Source organism: Streptomyces atratus, assembly GCF_900119365.1.
Classification (GTDB): domain Bacteria; phylum Actinomycetota; class Actinomycetes; order Streptomycetales; family Streptomycetaceae; genus Streptomyces; species Streptomyces atratus_B.
Map to the genome: position 1 here is coordinate 227,198 of NZ_FPJO01000009.1, position 14,627 is coordinate 241,824.

13 protein-coding genes and 1 pseudogene are annotated in these 14,627 nt (G+C 72.4%); 6 read left to right on the plus strand and 8 right to left on the minus strand.

Features of this window, described 5'->3' with window-relative positions; translation table 11 throughout:
- Window positions 1-132 precede the first annotated feature (132 nt).
- Complete coding sequence (locus BT364_RS18085; protein ID WP_072486207.1) at window positions 133-1,413, plus strand: MFS transporter; 1,281 nt, start codon at window positions 133-135, stop codon at window positions 1,411-1,413.
- Here the strand turns inward: BT364_RS18085 and BT364_RS43055 are convergent.
- The 6 genes and pseudogenes from BT364_RS43055 to BT364_RS18110 form a co-directional block, all read right to left on the minus strand.
- Window positions 1,400-1,885, minus strand: coding sequence for a hypothetical protein (locus BT364_RS43055; RefSeq protein WP_256259979.1), 486 nt, complete (start codon window positions 1,883-1,885; stop codon window positions 1,400-1,402). The genes BT364_RS18085 and BT364_RS43055 overlap by 14 nt on opposite strands.
- 86 nt (window positions 1,886-1,971) lie before the next feature.
- Window positions 1,972-3,123 carry an XdhC family protein gene (locus BT364_RS18095; protein WP_072486208.1) on the minus strand — a complete coding sequence of 384 codons (1,152 nt, stop codon included), beginning with the start codon at window positions 3,121-3,123 and terminating at the stop codon, window positions 1,972-1,974.
- 52 nt (window positions 3,124-3,175) lie between these two features.
- Window positions 3,176-3,343: pseudogene (locus BT364_RS43060) on the minus strand (NCS2 family permease); the annotation flags it as partial.
- A gap of 144 nt (window positions 3,344-3,487) precedes the next feature.
- On the minus strand, window positions 3,488-5,872 hold the full coding sequence (locus BT364_RS18100) for a xanthine dehydrogenase family protein molybdopterin-binding subunit (RefSeq protein WP_072486209.1): 2,385 nt from the start codon (window positions 5,870-5,872) through the stop codon (window positions 3,488-3,490).
- A 2-nt stretch (window positions 5,873-5,874) separates the two neighbouring features.
- Window positions 5,875-6,468 (minus strand): (2Fe-2S)-binding protein, encoded by a 594-nt coding sequence (locus tag BT364_RS18105; protein ID WP_072486210.1) that lies wholly within the window; start codon window positions 6,466-6,468, stop codon window positions 5,875-5,877.
- Window positions 6,469-6,470: 2 nt separating this feature from the next.
- Window positions 6,471-7,361 carry an FAD binding domain-containing protein gene (locus tag BT364_RS18110; protein ID WP_072486211.1) on the minus strand — a complete coding sequence of 297 codons (891 nt, stop codon included), beginning with the start codon at window positions 7,359-7,361 and terminating at the stop codon, window positions 6,471-6,473.
- A 261-nt stretch (window positions 7,362-7,622) separates the two neighbouring features.
- Between BT364_RS18110 and BT364_RS18115 the strand changes: the two genes are divergently transcribed.
- Window positions 7,623-9,353 carry a PucR family transcriptional regulator gene (locus BT364_RS18115; RefSeq protein WP_072486212.1) on the plus strand — a complete coding sequence of 577 codons (1,731 nt, stop codon included), beginning with the start codon at window positions 7,623-7,625 and terminating at the stop codon, window positions 9,351-9,353.
- Between the two features lie 162 nt (window positions 9,354-9,515).
- Window positions 9,516-10,301, plus strand: a complete 786-nt coding sequence (locus BT364_RS18120; RefSeq protein ID WP_072486213.1) for a hypothetical protein — start codon at window positions 9,516-9,518, stop codon at window positions 10,299-10,301.
- 19 nt (window positions 10,302-10,320) lie between these two features.
- Here BT364_RS18120 and BT364_RS18125 read toward each other — a convergent pair whose 3' ends face one another.
- Window positions 10,321-11,070: a GntR family transcriptional regulator gene (locus tag BT364_RS18125; protein ID WP_072486214.1), complete on the minus strand. Its 750-nt coding sequence runs from the start codon at window positions 11,068-11,070 to the stop codon at window positions 10,321-10,323.
- A gap of 146 nt (window positions 11,071-11,216) precedes the next feature.
- On the opposite strand from BT364_RS18125, the gene BT364_RS18130 reads away from it, so the two are divergent.
- Together BT364_RS18130 and BT364_RS18135 are read left to right on the plus strand one after the other, a co-directional pair.
- Window positions 11,217-12,065 carry a (2Fe-2S)-binding protein gene (locus tag BT364_RS18130; protein ID WP_072486215.1) on the plus strand — a complete coding sequence of 283 codons (849 nt, stop codon included), beginning with the start codon at window positions 11,217-11,219 and terminating at the stop codon, window positions 12,063-12,065.
- A 191-nt stretch (window positions 12,066-12,256) separates the two neighbouring features.
- Window positions 12,257-13,330 carry a DUF2637 domain-containing protein gene (locus BT364_RS18135; protein WP_072486216.1) on the plus strand — a complete coding sequence of 358 codons (1,074 nt, stop codon included), beginning with the start codon at window positions 12,257-12,259 and terminating at the stop codon, window positions 13,328-13,330.
- A 42-nt stretch (window positions 13,331-13,372) separates the two neighbouring features.
- Here BT364_RS18135 and BT364_RS18140 read toward each other — a convergent pair whose 3' ends face one another.
- Entirely contained in the window at window positions 13,373-13,735 is a 363-nt protein-coding gene (locus tag BT364_RS18140) for an ATP-binding protein (RefSeq protein WP_072486269.1), read from the minus strand.
- A gap of 344 nt (window positions 13,736-14,079) precedes the next feature.
- Here BT364_RS18140 and BT364_RS18145 point away from each other — a divergent pair, with 344 nt between their 5' ends.
- Window positions 14,080-14,499: a guanyl-specific ribonuclease gene (locus BT364_RS18145; protein WP_072486217.1), complete on the plus strand. Its 420-nt coding sequence runs from the start codon at window positions 14,080-14,082 to the stop codon at window positions 14,497-14,499.
- Window positions 14,500-14,627: the final 128 nt, after the last annotated feature.

Genomic DNA, 14,627 nt, shown 5'->3' on the forward strand with positions numbered 1-14,627 from the left:
TGACCGGCATGTTCCTCTCCCTTGCGTAGGACCCCGCACTGACCGCACCCCGCTTCCGCCGGGTGCGGCACTTCGGTGTCCCCGCATGCCCGCAGCGCCCTCTGCCGCGCTGCCCTCACGAGGAACGTATCGATGCTTTCGCCATCACCCGTGCCTTCGCGCACGCCTTCGTACGCCACCGTCCTGCGTACCCGTCACGCCGCCCGCACCTTCGGCGCCGCCCTGCTGGGGCGGCTCTCGTACGGGATGGTCTCGCTCTCGCTGATGCTGGCGGTGAACGCGAGCACCGGCTCGTACTCCGTCGCCGGTGCCGTCATGGCGCTCTTCGGGGCGACCAGTGTCTTCCTCTCCCCCGCCCGTGCCGCAATGATCGACCGGTACGGGCCGCGCCGGGTCCTGCCGCCGATGGCCGGGGCCTACGCGGTACTGCTCGCCGCCCTCGCGCACGCCACCTGGCGGCCGGGGGCCTCGGCTTTCCTGCTGGGGGCGTTGGTCGCCGCGGCGGGGGCCTGTTCACCACCGCTGGGGCCGGTGATGCGGACCCTGTGGAGCGGTCTCGTCGCCGACCGGGAACTGCTGCGGCGCGCCTACAGCCTGGACGGTGTCGCCGAGGAACTCCTCTTCGTCAGCGGTCCGTTGCTGGTGGGGGTGGTGGTGAAGTTCGCCTCGCCCGCGGCCGGGATCGCGGTCAGCGCCGCGCTGATCCTCGCGGGCACATTGGCGCTGGTGTCGTCACCGGCGGTACGCGGTGCGGGCGTGGCGCCGTCGGAAGACAAGGCCACCGGACCGGATGACCCGCCGGTCGGGCGGCGGCTGCTCCGCGTCATCGGGCTGCGGCACGCGGTGCTGGTGACGGCGGCCGTGGGGTTGTGCCTGGGGGGCCTGGACCTGCTGGTGGTGGCATTCACCGAGCAGCGCCACCAGGGCGCGGGGGCTGTGTCGTGGGTGCTCGCCGCGCTCTCGGCCGGAAGCGCGGTCGGGGGGCTCGCCTACGGCGCCGTCTCCTGGCGGGCGTCGAACCGGGCGCGGCTCCCGCTGCTGGCCGCCGGACTGGGCGCCGCCGTGGTCGGGGCCGGGCTGTCGCCCAGTGTGTACGTGCTGGCCGCGCTCGCCGCGGTGGCCGGGCTGTTCGTCGCGCCGGCGCTGACCACCGCGTACCTCATCGCGGACGAGTCCGTGGGCGCGGGCAGCCGCACACAGGCGGGTGCCTGGGTGAACACCGCGGTCAACGCCGGGGCGTCGGTGGGCGCCGCGGCGGTGGGTCTGCTGGTGGACCGGCTCCCGCCGGCCGTCTGCTTCGCGGTCGCGGCGGTGCCCGCGCTGTTGTGTGCGGCCGTGGTGGCTCGCGGCGCGGTGGTGCGCGGTCCGGTGGATCGCGGCGAAACAGCTCGCGGCGCGGTCAGCCGTTCGTGACCGGGAGGCCTGGCGTTCCGGGGCCGCCCGGTGCGCGCCGGTCCTCCCGGACGGCGGCCAGGTCCGCCTCGATCGCCGGTGCCAACGTGTCCAGCAGCCGTACCTGCGCCCCCGGCCCCGCCAGTGCCATGCGGTACGGGTGGGGCCGGCCGCCGGGATCGGCGCCGAGCGCCGTGACGGTCGCGCCGTCGGGGCGGTCCACGGTGACGGTGTCCTGCTTGCCGGCACCGTCGGTGTAGTGCACGACATCGCCCGTGAGCAGGCTGATGTCGTACTCCTCGACGGGTGCGGCGGCCTGGTGGGCCCGGGCCGGGCCGGGGCGGCGGAGGCGGAGCCCGCCGCGGGAAGCAGTGCGCCGCTCACCAGGGCGACCGAGGTCGCTATGAGCAGAGCCCTGCGTCCCGCGCGAGCGGGTCTCGCCCGGCCGGAGGCGGAGGAGGCAGTGAATGTCATGCAGCTGATCTACCGGCAAGACCGTGGCTACGGCCGAGTTCGCACCTGGCGTGAAGCCGCCGTGGCGGCATTCCGCCCTCAGCGGTCACGGCACGGGGGGCCGGCTCAGGCCACGGATGTGATCACTGCTGTCGGCGGCTCGCCCGCCTCGTGATGGATCGGGGTGTGCGCGCCCTTGAGCGGTACGCCGCTGCCGCCGCGCCGGTCCGCGACGATTTCGGCGGCGATCGACAGCGCGGTCTCCTCGGGGGTACGTGCTCCGAGATCGAGGCCGATCGGAGAGTGCAGCCTGGCCAGTTCCAGCTCCGTGACGCCGGCCTCGCGCAGCCGGTCGTTGCGCTCCAGATGGGTGCGGCGCGATCCCATCGCCCCGACGTACGCGACCGGCATCCTCAACGCCACCTCCAGCAGCGGGACATCGAACTTGGCGTCGTGGGTGAGGACGCACAGGACGGTGCGCGCGTCGACCTCGGTCGCCGCGAGGTAGCGGGGCGGCCAGTCGACGACCAGCTCGTCGGCCTCGGGGAAGCGGGCCTTCGTGGTGAAGACCGGGCGGGCGTCGCACAAGGTCACGCGGTACCCGAGGAACTTGCCCGCGCGGACCAGTGCCGAGGCGAAGTCGATGGCCCCGAAGACGATCATCCGGGGCGGTGGGACGCTCGATTCGACGAGCAGGGTGAGGGGTTGTCCGCAGCGCGATCCCTCGGCGCCGATGACGACAGGGCCGGTGCGGCCCGCGTCCAGCATGGCGCGGGCATCGGCGGCCGCGGTGCGGTCCAGCTCCGGGTGTCCGCCGAGCCCGCCCTCGTACGAGCCGTCGGGGTGGACGAGCAGGGGGCGCCCGAGGAGTTCCGCCGGCCCGTCGGTGATCCTGGCGAGGGCTGCCGCCGCCCCCCGTGCGGCGGCGGCGAACGCGGCGGCGAACACCGCCCGTGCGGGGTCGTCCGCACGGACCGGTGTCACCAGGATGTCGATGACGCCGCCGCAGGTCAGCCCGACCGCGAAGGCGTCCTCGTCGCTGTAGCCGAACCGTTCGCGCACCGCGGTGCCGTCGTCCAGTGCCTGCCCGCACAGTTCGTACACCGCGCCCTCCACACACCCGCCGGAGACCGACCCGATCGCCGTGCCGTCGCGGTCGACGGCGAGCGCGGCTCCGGGCTGCCGGGGCGCGCTGCCGCCGACGGCCACGACGGTGGCCACGGCGAAGTCGCGTCCCTGCTCGACCCACCGGTTGAGCTCCTCGGCGATGTCCAGCATGGCGTTTCTCCTTCTACGGGTGTGCGGAGGGGCGGCGGCATCGGCTCCGGTCCTACTCGGCGCCGATCCAGCTCTCGATCGGGCTGAGCGCGAAGTACACGACGAACACGCCGGTCAGCGCCCACATGAAGACGCCCACTTCACGGAACCTGCCCTGCGCCGCCTTGATCGCGGCGAAGGAGATCGCTCCGGCGCCGACCCCGGCGGTGACGCGTGACGTGGTACATGTGCGGCGTCACCCGCACTGCTGTCGTTGCGGTACTGCGTAACTGCGGTACTGCGGTTCTCCGGGCGGTGCGGGCGGCGGAAGCGCGACGTTCCTGGGAGGCACGCACCGCCCGGAGAGATCGGATGGAGCCGCGGCTCAGGTGCCGGTGAGGTGCTCGGGGCGTACCGGCGTCCGGTTGAGCTCCAGGCCCGTCGCGTTCCGGATCGCCGCGAGGACGGCCGGGGTCGACGACAGGGTGGGTGCCTCGCCGACGCCACGGAGCCCGTACGGGGCGTGGTCGTCGGCGAGTTCGAGCACGTCGACCGGGACCGTCGGGGTGTCGAGGATGGTGGGGATCAGGTAGTCCGTGAAGGACGGGTTGCGCACCTTCGCGGTCTTCGGGTCGACGATGATCTCCTCCATGACGGCGACACCCAGCCCCTGGGTGGTGCCACCCTGGATCTGGCCCACGACCGAGAGCGGGTTGAGCGCCTTGCCGACGTCCTGGGCGCAGGCCAGTTCGACGACCTTGACCAGGCCGAGTTCGGTGTCGACCTCGACGACCGCGCGGTGGGCGGCGAAGGAGTACTGGACATGGCCGTTGCCCTGTCCGGTACGGAGGTCGAACGCCTCGGTGGGCCGGTGGCGCCACTCCAGCTCGATGTCGACCGCCTCGTCCTCCAGTACGTCGACCAGGTCGGCCAGCACCTCGCCGCCGTCGGTGACGACCTTGCCGCCCTCCAGGAGCAGTTCGGCGGTGGCCCACGCGGGGTGGTACGTACCGAACTTGCGGCGGCCGATCTCCAGGACCTTCTCGCGGACGGCCTCGCAGGAGTGCTTCACGGCGCCGCCGGTGACGTAGGTCTGCCGGGACGCGGAGGTGGAGCCGGCCGAGCCGACCTGGGTGTCGGCCGGGTGGATGGTGACCTGGGAGACGCCGAGTTCGGTACGGGCGATCTGGGCGTGGACGGTGACGCCGCCCTGCCCGACCTCCGCCATGGCGGTGTGCACGGTCGCGACCGGTTCGCCGGCGACGACCTCCATGCGCACCCGGGCGGTGGAGTAGTCGTCGAAGCCCTCGGAGAAGCCGACGTTCTTGAGGCCGACCGCGTAGCCGATGCCGCGTACGACGCCTTCGCCGTGGGTGGTGTTGGAGAGCCCGCCGGGCAGGGCCCGTACGTCGGCCTGTTCGCCGGCCACCTCCCACTGGCGCTCGGGCGGCAGCGGCATGGCCTTGACCCGGCGCAGCAGTTCGGCGACCGGTGCGGGCGAGTCGACGACCTGACCGGTCGGCAGGAGGGTGCCCTGTTCCATGGCGTTGAGCTGCCTGAACTCGACCGGGTCCATGCCCAGTTCGGCGGCGAGCTTGTCCATCTGGGCCTCGTAGGCGAAGCAGGCCTGCACCGCGCCGAAGCCGCGCATGGCGCCGCACGGCGGGTTGTTGGTGTAGAGCGCGATGGCCTCGATGTCGACGTCGTCGATGACGTACGGGCCGACGGAGAGCGAGGAGGCGTTGCCGACGACGGCCGGGGAGGCGGATGCGTAGGCCCCGCCGTCCAGCACGATGCGGCACTTCATATGGGTCAGCTTGCCGTCGCGGGTGGCGCCGTGCTCGTACCAGAGCTTCGCCGGGTGGCGGTGGACGTGACCGAAGAAGGACTCGAACCGGTTGTAGACGATCTTGACCGGTTTGCCGGTGCGCAGGGCGAGCAGGCAGGCGTGGATCTGCATCGACAGGTCCTCGCGGCCGCCGAAGGCCCCGCCGACGCCGGAGAGCGTCATGCGGACCTTGTCCTCGGGCAGGCCCAGGACCGGTGCGATCTGGCGCAGGTCGGAGTGGAGCCACTGGGTGGCGACGTACAGGTCGACGCCGCCGTCCTCGGCGGGCACCGCCAGACCGGACTCGGGGCCGAGGAAGGCCTGGTCCTGCATGCCGAAGACGTACTCACCGCTCACCACGACATCGGCGCGGGCCGCCGCCGCGTCCGCGTCGCCGCGGACGATGGGCTGGCGGTGGACGATGTTGGGGTGCGGTACGTGCTCGGCGTGGTGGTCGTCGCGTCCCTCGTGGACGAGGATCGCGTCGGGGGCGGTGGCGGAGGCCTCGTCGGTGATGACGGGCAGTTCGCGGTAGTCGATCCTGATCTTCGCGGCGGCGCGGCGGGCCGTCTCCGGGTGGTCGGCGGCGACGAGCGCCACCGGTTCGCCGTGGTGGCGCACCTTGCCGTGGGCGAGGACGGGGGTGTCCTGGATCTCCAGGCCGTAGTTCTTGACCGTGCTCGGCAGGTCGTCGTAGGTGAGTACGGCGTAGACGCCGGACGTGGCGAGTGCCTCCGAGGTGTCGATGGAGACGATCTCGGCGTGCGCGACCGTGGAGCGCAGTGTGTGGCCCCAGAGCATGTCCTCGTGCCACATGTCGGAGGAGTACGCGAACTCGCCGGTGACCTTGAGGATGCCGTCGGGGCGGAGCGTGGACTCGCCGATGCCGCCCTTGGTGCGGGTGCCCTGGTTGATGCTGGTGGGGTTTCCGGTTACGCCCATCGTCAGACCGTTTCTTCCGCGCGGGCGGCCGCGAGGCGGACCGCGTCGAGGATCTTCTCGTAGCCGGTGCAGCGGCAGAGGTTGCCGGAGAGCGCCTCGCGGATGTCCGCGTCGGACGGTTCCGGGTTGCGCTCCAGCAGTTCGTCGGCGGCGACCAGCAGGCCGGGGGTGCAGAAGCCGCACTGGACGGCTCCGGCGTCGATGAACGCCTGCTGGATCGGGGAGAGTTCACCGGTTTCCCGGCTCTCCTCGCCGCTCGGCCCGGCCTCCCACCGCCGGGCCTTGTCGAGCGCCGTGCCGCACGCGCCGGAGGCGCAGCCGCTGCCCGGGTGCTGCTCGGCGCGGTGGGTGGCGAAGTCCGCGAGGCCCTCCACCGTGACGACCTCGCGCCCCTCCACCTGGCCGGCCGCGACGAGGCAGGAGCAGACCGGCACACCGTCCAGGCGGACCGTGCAGGAGCCGCACTCGCCCTGCTCGCAGGCGTTCTTCGAGCCGGGCAGGCCCATCCGCTCGCGCAGCACGTAGAGGAGGGACTCGCCCTCCCAGACGTCGTCCGCCTCGTGCCTGCGTCCGTTGACCGTGAAATTGACGCGCATGATCAGGCAGCTCCTTCGGTGCTGCGGCCGTTGCCGCGGTACGACTCCCAGGTCCAGCCGAGGGTGCGGCGGGCCATGATCCCGACCGCGTGCCGGCGATAGCTCGCGGTGCCGCGCACGTCGTCGATCGGGTTGCAGGCACCGGCGGCGAGCGCGGCGAACTGCTTGGCGATGGACGGGGTGATGATCGTGCGGCTGTCCCAGAAGCCGCCCTCCTCGAGCGCGGCGTTCAGGAATTCCTCGGCCTCCTTCGCCCGTACGGGCGTGGGGGCGGCCGAGCCGATGCCGGTGCGCACCGTGCGGGTCTCGGGGTGCAGGGCCAGGCCGAAGGCGCAGACCGCGATGACCATCGCGTTGCGGGTGCCGACCTTGGAGTACTGCTGGGGCCCGTCGGCCTTCCTGATGTGCACGGCCCGGATCAGCTCGTCCGGTTCGAGGGCGTTGCGCTTGACGCCGGTGTAGAAGGCGTCGATCGGGATCATCCTGGTTCCGCGTACGGATTCGGCCTCGACCTCGGCGCCCGCGGCGAGCAGGGCCGGGTGGGCGTCGCCGGCGGGCGAGGCGGTGCCCAGGTTGCCGCCGACGCCGCCGCGGTTGCGGATCTGGGGCGAGGCGACGGTGTGCGAGGCGAGCGCCAGTCCGGGCAGCTCGGCCCGCAGGTGCTCCATGATGTGGCTGTACGGGACGGAGGCGCCGAGCCGTACGTTCTCCTGGCCCACCTCCCACTCGGTCAGCTCTCCGATGCGGTTCAGGTCCAGGAGGTACTCGGGCCGCCGGTGGTCGAAGTTGATCTCGACCATCACATCGGTGCCACCCGCGATGGGCACAGCCGTCGGGTGCTCGGCCTTGGCGGCGAGCGCCTCCTCCCAGCTGGCGGGGCGAAGGAAGTCCATGAGTGGCTCTCTTCTTCTCATTCGGGTCGTTCACTGGGGGGCGGTGTGCGGCCGGCCCTCGACTGGTCGTTCATGTGTTGTTGACGCGGTGTGGGGCCAAGTACACAAGCCGTGCTCCACCCGGTGCAGTCACCGAAACCATGAAGGAGTTGGCTGGTCGATCTCCTCGTCTTGTAGATTCGAACGAATGGCGGGGATCAGTGACCTCACCGCAATACCCAGTTTTCACCCGCACCAACGAAAGAGATCGGCGGCGACGAGATGCGGCTGCGCGCACTGCTGGAGACCGACGCGCTGGGCCTGCGGCTGCTCGGCGGCGAGGACGAGCTGGACCGCTCGGTCCGTGGCGTGATGACCACCGACCTGCGGGATCCCAGCCGCTACCTGTCGGGGGGCGAGCTGGTCCTGACGGGTCTGGCCTGGCGCCGGGACGCGGCGGACTCGGAGCCGTTCGTACGGATCCTGGCGGGTGCCGGCGTCGCCGGGCTCGCGGCGGGCGAGGCGGAGCTCGGGGACATCCCCGGCGATCTGGTGGAAGCCTGTGCGCACCACCGGCTGCCGCTCTTCGCCGTCCATGAGACCGTCGCGTTCGCAACGATCACCGAGCATGTGGTGCGCCAGGTGTCCGGTGAGCGGGCGGGCGATCTGGCCGCGGTCGTGGACCGGCACCGCAGGCTGATGACCTCGGGCCCGGCGGGCGGCGGTCCGGAAGTGGTCCTGGATCTGCTCGGATCCGACCTGGACCTGCACGCCTGGGTACTCTCCCCCACCGGCCGGCAGATCGCGGGCGCCGGTGAAACGTCACTGCCCGGACCGGTCGGCGCCGCGCTGGCCGGCCACCATCTGGCCGCCACCCGCACCGGCCACCGGGCCCCGCACCGGGCCACGGTCGAAGGAACCACGTATTCGCTCTTCCCGATCCGGAACACCGGCCGCGGCGCCCTCCCGGCCTCCCGCGATGTCCGCGAGTCGGTGCTCTCCGACTGGCTGCTCGCGGTCGAGGCGGACGCGAGCGACTGGCTGCCGGCCCGGCTGGACCTGCTCCAGGGCGTCACCCAGCTGATCGCCGTCGAACGGGACCGGCGCGACGCGGCCCGTACGGTACGCCGCAGGCTCGCCCAGGAAGTCCTGGAACTGCTCCAGACGGGTGCCCCGCCGGCCGAGATCGCCGCCAGGCTGCGGGTCGCGGCCCCGGTGCTGCTGCCGGGCCTCGGCACGGCGCCGCACTGGCAGGTCGTGGTGGCGCGGGTCGAGTGGGGCTGCGCGGAGGGCCAGTCCGCCGTCTCCGCCGTCCCGGGCGGCCCGGTCGCCCAGGCGCTGCTGGAGGAGATCCTGGTCGACCCCGCGGTCACCGGCCCCGACACGGCGGACCGGATCGCGGTCGCCCATACGGGCGAGGAGGCCGTGGCCCTCGTACCGCTGCCCGCCGTCACCGCGCCCGCGCCGGACCGGGGCGCCGGTGCGGACGACGCGCACACCGACGCGCACGACGGGCCCGCGCTCCATGCCGATGTGCTGCTCGCCGCCGTCCGCGAACCGCTCTCCGCGGGCCTCGCCGACGACGGCCGGCTGACACTCGGTGTCAGCGCGGCCGTCCATTCGCCCGAGGGACTGCGCGGCGCCCTGGAGGAGGCCCGGCATGCCCGCCGGGTGGCGGCGGCCCGCCCGGGCCGGGTCTGCGCGGCCGGGCACCACGAGCTGGCCTCGCACGTGCTGCTGCTGCCGTTCGTACCGGACGACGTGCGCCGCGCGTTCACCGCACGCCTGCTCGACCCGCTCTGCGACTACGACCGGCGCCACCGCGCGGAGCTGATCCCGACCCTGGAGGCGTTCCTGGAGTGCGACGGCTCCTGGACCCGCTGTGCGGCCCGGCTCCACCTGCACGTCAACACGCTGCGCTACCGGGTCGGGCGAATCGAGCAGTTGACGGGACGTGACCTTTCACGCCTGGAGGACAAGCTCGATTTCTTCCTCGCCCTGCGTATGAGCTGATTTCCCGGCCCTGCCACGGCTGTTGGCGGCTCCGGCGGTTTGTGAAATCTTTCACCTGAGATGGAACGACCCCTTGGCCCGGCGTGCCGATCCGTGCTGAGATGCCGCCAGACCCAACAGCTCAATGGCGCGCTCGGGGAGGGCAATGTGGCGCATACCGCCATGTCTGGTTCCGGAACGACAGCCGATGACGATCCGCCGCTCCAGACAGCGGTATGGCGGCTGCGGTCACGTGCCTGCTGGACGGACGCCGCCGCGCTGCTCGAACCCGGCGCCGGGACCGATCCGGCCGCGGCGCTCCAGCGGACCGCCCTGCTGACCGAACGGTGCCTGTACACCGGAAAGGGCTGGACCGACGCCGAGGACGCGCTGCGCACCGCGGAGGCGCTGGCCCACGACGACGACGAACGCGGCGCGGCCGCCTGTGAACGCGGCCATCTGGCGTACGCGTCGACACTCCTGGGGGTGCGCGACCGGGCCGACGAGGCCAGTGTCGCGCTGAGCCGGGCCGCCGCGCTGCTCGCCCCGTCCGCGCCGGGCCGCCCGCTGCTGGACTTCCGGCGGGGCCTGATCGCGCAGAACATCGCCGACTCGCCGCAGGCCGCGCGCGCCGCGTACCGCAGGGCCCACGCCGGGGCCACCGCCCAGGGCGACGCGCTGCTGCTCTCCTCGACCTGGCGTCATCTCGCCCTGCTGGCCCTGCGCGAGGGCGAACTGGCGGAGGCCCGGCACGGCTTCGCGGAGTCCTTGCGGCTGAGGGAGGAGCTGGGCTATCTGATCGGTACGGCCCCGGCCCTCATCGCCCTCGCGGACTCCGAACCGGAGCCCGAGCTGGCGACCCGGCTGCGCGCCGAGGCGGGCCGGCTGTTCCGGCTGCTCGGCGGCGTCCCGACGTGGCTGGCGCCGCATCTGGACCCGCCTCCGGCAAAGACCGCCGAGGCGAACTGAGGGCGGGTGCCGCTCCCGGTCAGCCCTCGGCGCCGGTGAAGTGTTCCCGTACCAGCGACTGCACGACGGCCAGGTCCTGGGCGATCAGCGCGTCGAGCAGTGCGGTGTGCTCGGCCGCGTCGGCGAGGAGGTCGGCGCGGCGGGTGGCGGGGTTGCTCTCCAGCGGCCACTGGGAGCGGCGGTGCAGATCGTCGGCGACCTGCACCAGCTGCTCGTTCCCGCAGAGCGCGAGGACCGCGCCGTGGAAGGCCCGGTCGGACTCGGCGTAGCTCGCCCGGTCGCCCACGGCCGCGGCGGCCACCGTGGCCTCGGCCAGCGGGCGCAGGGCGCACCAGGTGCCGGGCGGGACGGTGCGGGCCAGCCGCAGCATCACGGGGACCTCGATCAGGGCCCGCACCTCGGCCAGCTCGGCGAGCTCGCGCGGGCCGCGCTCGGCCACCCGGAACCCCCGGTTCGGTACGACCTCGACGGCGCCCTCGATGGCCAGCTGCTGCATCGCCTCGCGCACCGGCGTGGCGGAGACCCCGAACCGGGCGCCGAGGGCCGGGGCCGAATAGACCTGGCCCGGAGCCAGCCGGCCGTCGACCAGGGCGGCGCGCAGCGCCTCCAGGATCTGGCCGCGCACGGAGTGCCGCCGCACCGCCGGCCGGGGGGCGGGGGGCTCGCCGTGGGTGTGCTCGCCACGCGCCTGCTCGGGCACCCGGACGACCGTCGGGGCGGTTGCGGGCGCGGCGGTCCCGTACCCCTCACGCGCTCTGCCCTGCTCCACTCGGACCTCCTCGGCCTGCCGTGGGCGCGGCTCGCGCGTGCCATGCCCTTTGTGCACGATAGGCGCAGGAGGCCGCAGTTCAAACATCGATCCGGTCGGGTAAGGTAAGGCTAACCTGCAAACGGTCGCGATTCGGTGGTCCCTGCATGACACTCCCCGCCCTGCTTCCCGGCACCACGGCGTCCGCCGTGACGGACGCCTACGCACGCCTGGCCGAGGTCTTTCCCGGACTGCGCGCACAGGTGCTGGCCGACGGCGAGAGCGCCCCCGGCGGCGCCGGCTGGGTGGGTGCGGACGAGCTCGCGGCGGGCGGCGCCGCGCTCGACACCTTTCTCGCCTGGGACCACGCCCAGGTGGTGCGGGACTACGGGCAGGAGCCCCGCCCCGACGTGGTCGCCAGTTTCGGGCTGCACCGCTACGCCTGGCCCGCCTGTCTGCTGGTGACGGTGCCCTGGTTCCTCCACCGGCGGGTGCCCCGGATTCCCGTCGGGGACGTGGCGTTCCAGCGTGCGCTGGGCCATCTGACCCTCCGGGTGCGGGAGTTCGTCTGCCTGCCGGACGACCCGGCGGCCGTGCTGCCGGGCGCCCGCGTGGTGCCCGACGAGGCGGCGCTGCGGGCCGAGGTGCTCGCGGCGGTGGCCGACCACATCGGCCCGGTGCTCGACGGCTTCGGACCCCGGATGCGGCGCGGCAGGCGCGCGCTGTGGGGCATGGCGACGGACGAGATCGTCGAGGGGCTCTGGTACATCGCCCATCTGCTGGGCGAGGAGCGGCGGGCGATGGCCGAGCTGGAGGCGCTCCTGCCGGGCACCACGAAGCCTTACGTCGGCTCCGCGGGCTTCCGCGATCTGACCGGGCCGAACGGCGAGTCGCTGCCCACTCGCGACCGGGCGAGCTGCTGCCTCTTCTACACTCTGCGCCCCGAGGACACCTGCGTCACCTGCCCGCGCACCTGCGACGCCGACCGGGTACGGAAGCTGACGCCCGCTCACTGATCAACACCGCTCGCGCGAGTAGTACAATTCGAACGCAACTCATCGGACGCGTACGGTCATTCGATCCGATCCCGGTCATCCGTGCGCCGTGCCGACCCAATGGCGTTCTCTTGTCCCGAAACCCCCTGTGCGTGATGGGGTTTCGGCAATCATGGCGCCCGAAATGCCCTACGCAATGCAAGGGACCGCGCATGAGACTGACCGACATATCGCTGAATTGGCTGCTTCCGGGCGCCGTGCTGCTCGTGGGAGTCCTGGCGGCGGTGGCGGTGGTCGCGCGCGGCAAGCGCGCAGCTGACACATCCGCGGCCGAGGACAGCTGGGAACGCAGCGAGGAACGCCGCAGACGCAAGGAAGCCCTGTACGCCACCGCCTCCTACGTCCTGCTGTTCTGCTGTGCGGCGGTCGCCGCCGCGCTCTCCTTCCACGGGCTCGTCGGCTTCGGCGAGCAGAACCTCGGCCTCTCCGGGGGCTGGGAGTACCTTGTCCCCTTCGGCCTCGACGGCGCGGCCATGTTCTGTTCCGTGCTCGCGGTGCGCGAGGCCAGCCACGGTGACGCGGCGCTCGGCTCGCGCCTGCTCGTGTGGACGTTCGCCGGCGCCGCCGCCTGGTTCAACTGGGTGCACGCGCCGCGCGGCATCGACCACGCGGGCGCCCCGCACTTCTTCGCGGGGATGTCGCTCTCGGCGGCCGTGCTCTTCGACCGGGCCCTGAAGCAGACCCGCCGGGCCGCGCTGCGCGAGCAGGGCCTGGTGCCCCGCCCGCTGCCGCAGATCCGGATCGTACGGTGGCTGCGCGCCCCCCGGGAGACCTTCGGCGCCTGGTCGCTGATGCTGCTGGAAGGCGTACGCACGCTGGACGAGGCCGTCGACGAGGTACGTGAGGACAGGCGGGAGAAGGAGCAGAACCGTCTTCGCAGGAAGGACCAGGAGAAGCTGGACCGGGCCCACATCAAGGCCCTGAACCGGCAGAACCGGGCCTGGCGCCGGGTCGGCCGCGGCGGCACCCAGGTGGACGTCCAGGCCATCGCCCCCACGGCGGCCTCCGCGCCCGTCGTGGAGCCCGCCATATCCGAGCCGGGACAACTGCCGTTGCGCCCCCGGCCATCCCTGCAAGCCGTGACGGGTCCGAGCGCCGACTCTCCGGATCGGAGCCCGGCTGACCCGGTCACCGTCGACCTCACCGCCGAGGACGACACCCAGGCACTGCCCCGGCTCGATTCGCTGGAGCGGAAACTGAAGGATCTGGAGCAGCAGTTCGGCTGATCCGCAGCCACAGGCCCTGACGGCCCGGTCATTTCCGGTCCGTCAGGGCCTTTCGCCGTCCAGCTCGAACCAGACGACCTTGCCCAGCGCATGGGTGTTGACTCCCCAGGCGTCCGCGAGACTCCGCACCAGGAGCAGCCCCCGGCCGTGCGTACCGTCGTCGGCGTTCGGTACGTACGACACGGGCAGCCCGGACACGAAGTCCCGTACCTCCACCCGCAGTCCGGCGGGCGCCACGCTCGCAGTGACGACCGCGCCGTGTCTCGTGTGGATCAGTGCGTTGGTCACCAGTTCGCTCAGCAGGAGCTCCGCCACCTCAGCCGGCTCGGCCTGCCACCGGTGGCGCAGGAACTCCCGTAACGCACTGCGCACTTCGCCCACGGCCGCCAGATCGGTGTGGGCCAGTCTGCGGTGCAGCCGGACCGGCTGCCGCTCCTTCGCCCCCGGCTGGTGCGAGGCCTCGCCTTCCATGGAATCGGCATCTCCCTGACGTTCCATCGTCTCCCCCGCCCGCACAGTGAATCGCCCCCTTCTCGTCGAACTCCTTCGCGGAACACGTTCACCGGATGCATGCCCCACAGACGGGCCCCCACGCTTGTCGACTCATCAATAAGTGAACAGAGGACGGAATCACCCCGAGGACTGCCGGACATCTGCGCGACACATTTTCTTCCCTCGGGTCAACTTCCGAAAAATTCACATCGGTTGGCGTTGACGGGACCGTATCTACGCGCGTCATCATGGTGGTTATGCGAATCCCCCCACGGATCACCACGCTCGGCGGCGCAGCCGCCCTCCTGTCCGTCCTCCTCGTCGGAGCCCCGGCCACCGCGGCCACCGCCCCGACCGGATCCACGGCCTCCACCTCCGTATCCATCACGTCGGTCGGCAGCATCTGCTACTCGGCGCTGCCCTCCCAGGCGCACGACACCCTCGACCTCATCGACGCGGGCGGCCCGTTCCCGTACTCGCAGGACGGCTCCGTCTTCCAGAACCGTGAAGGCGTCCTGCCCCGCCAGAGCACCGGCTACTACCACGAGTACACGGTCGTCACCCCCGGCTCCCCGACGCGCGGCGCGCGCCGGATCGTGACGGGCGAGAGGGCTCAGGAGGACTACTACACCAGCGACCACTACGCCACCTTCGACCTGATCGACCAGGGCTGCTGAAGCCCGGCCCCTTTGGACCGATCCGCGCCGTAGACCCCCACCTGCGGCGCGGATCACGAACGCGGGACCGCGGCCTGCCGGACCACGGGCCGCAGTCGGCGTCCGCCACCTCGTTCACGCTTGTACTC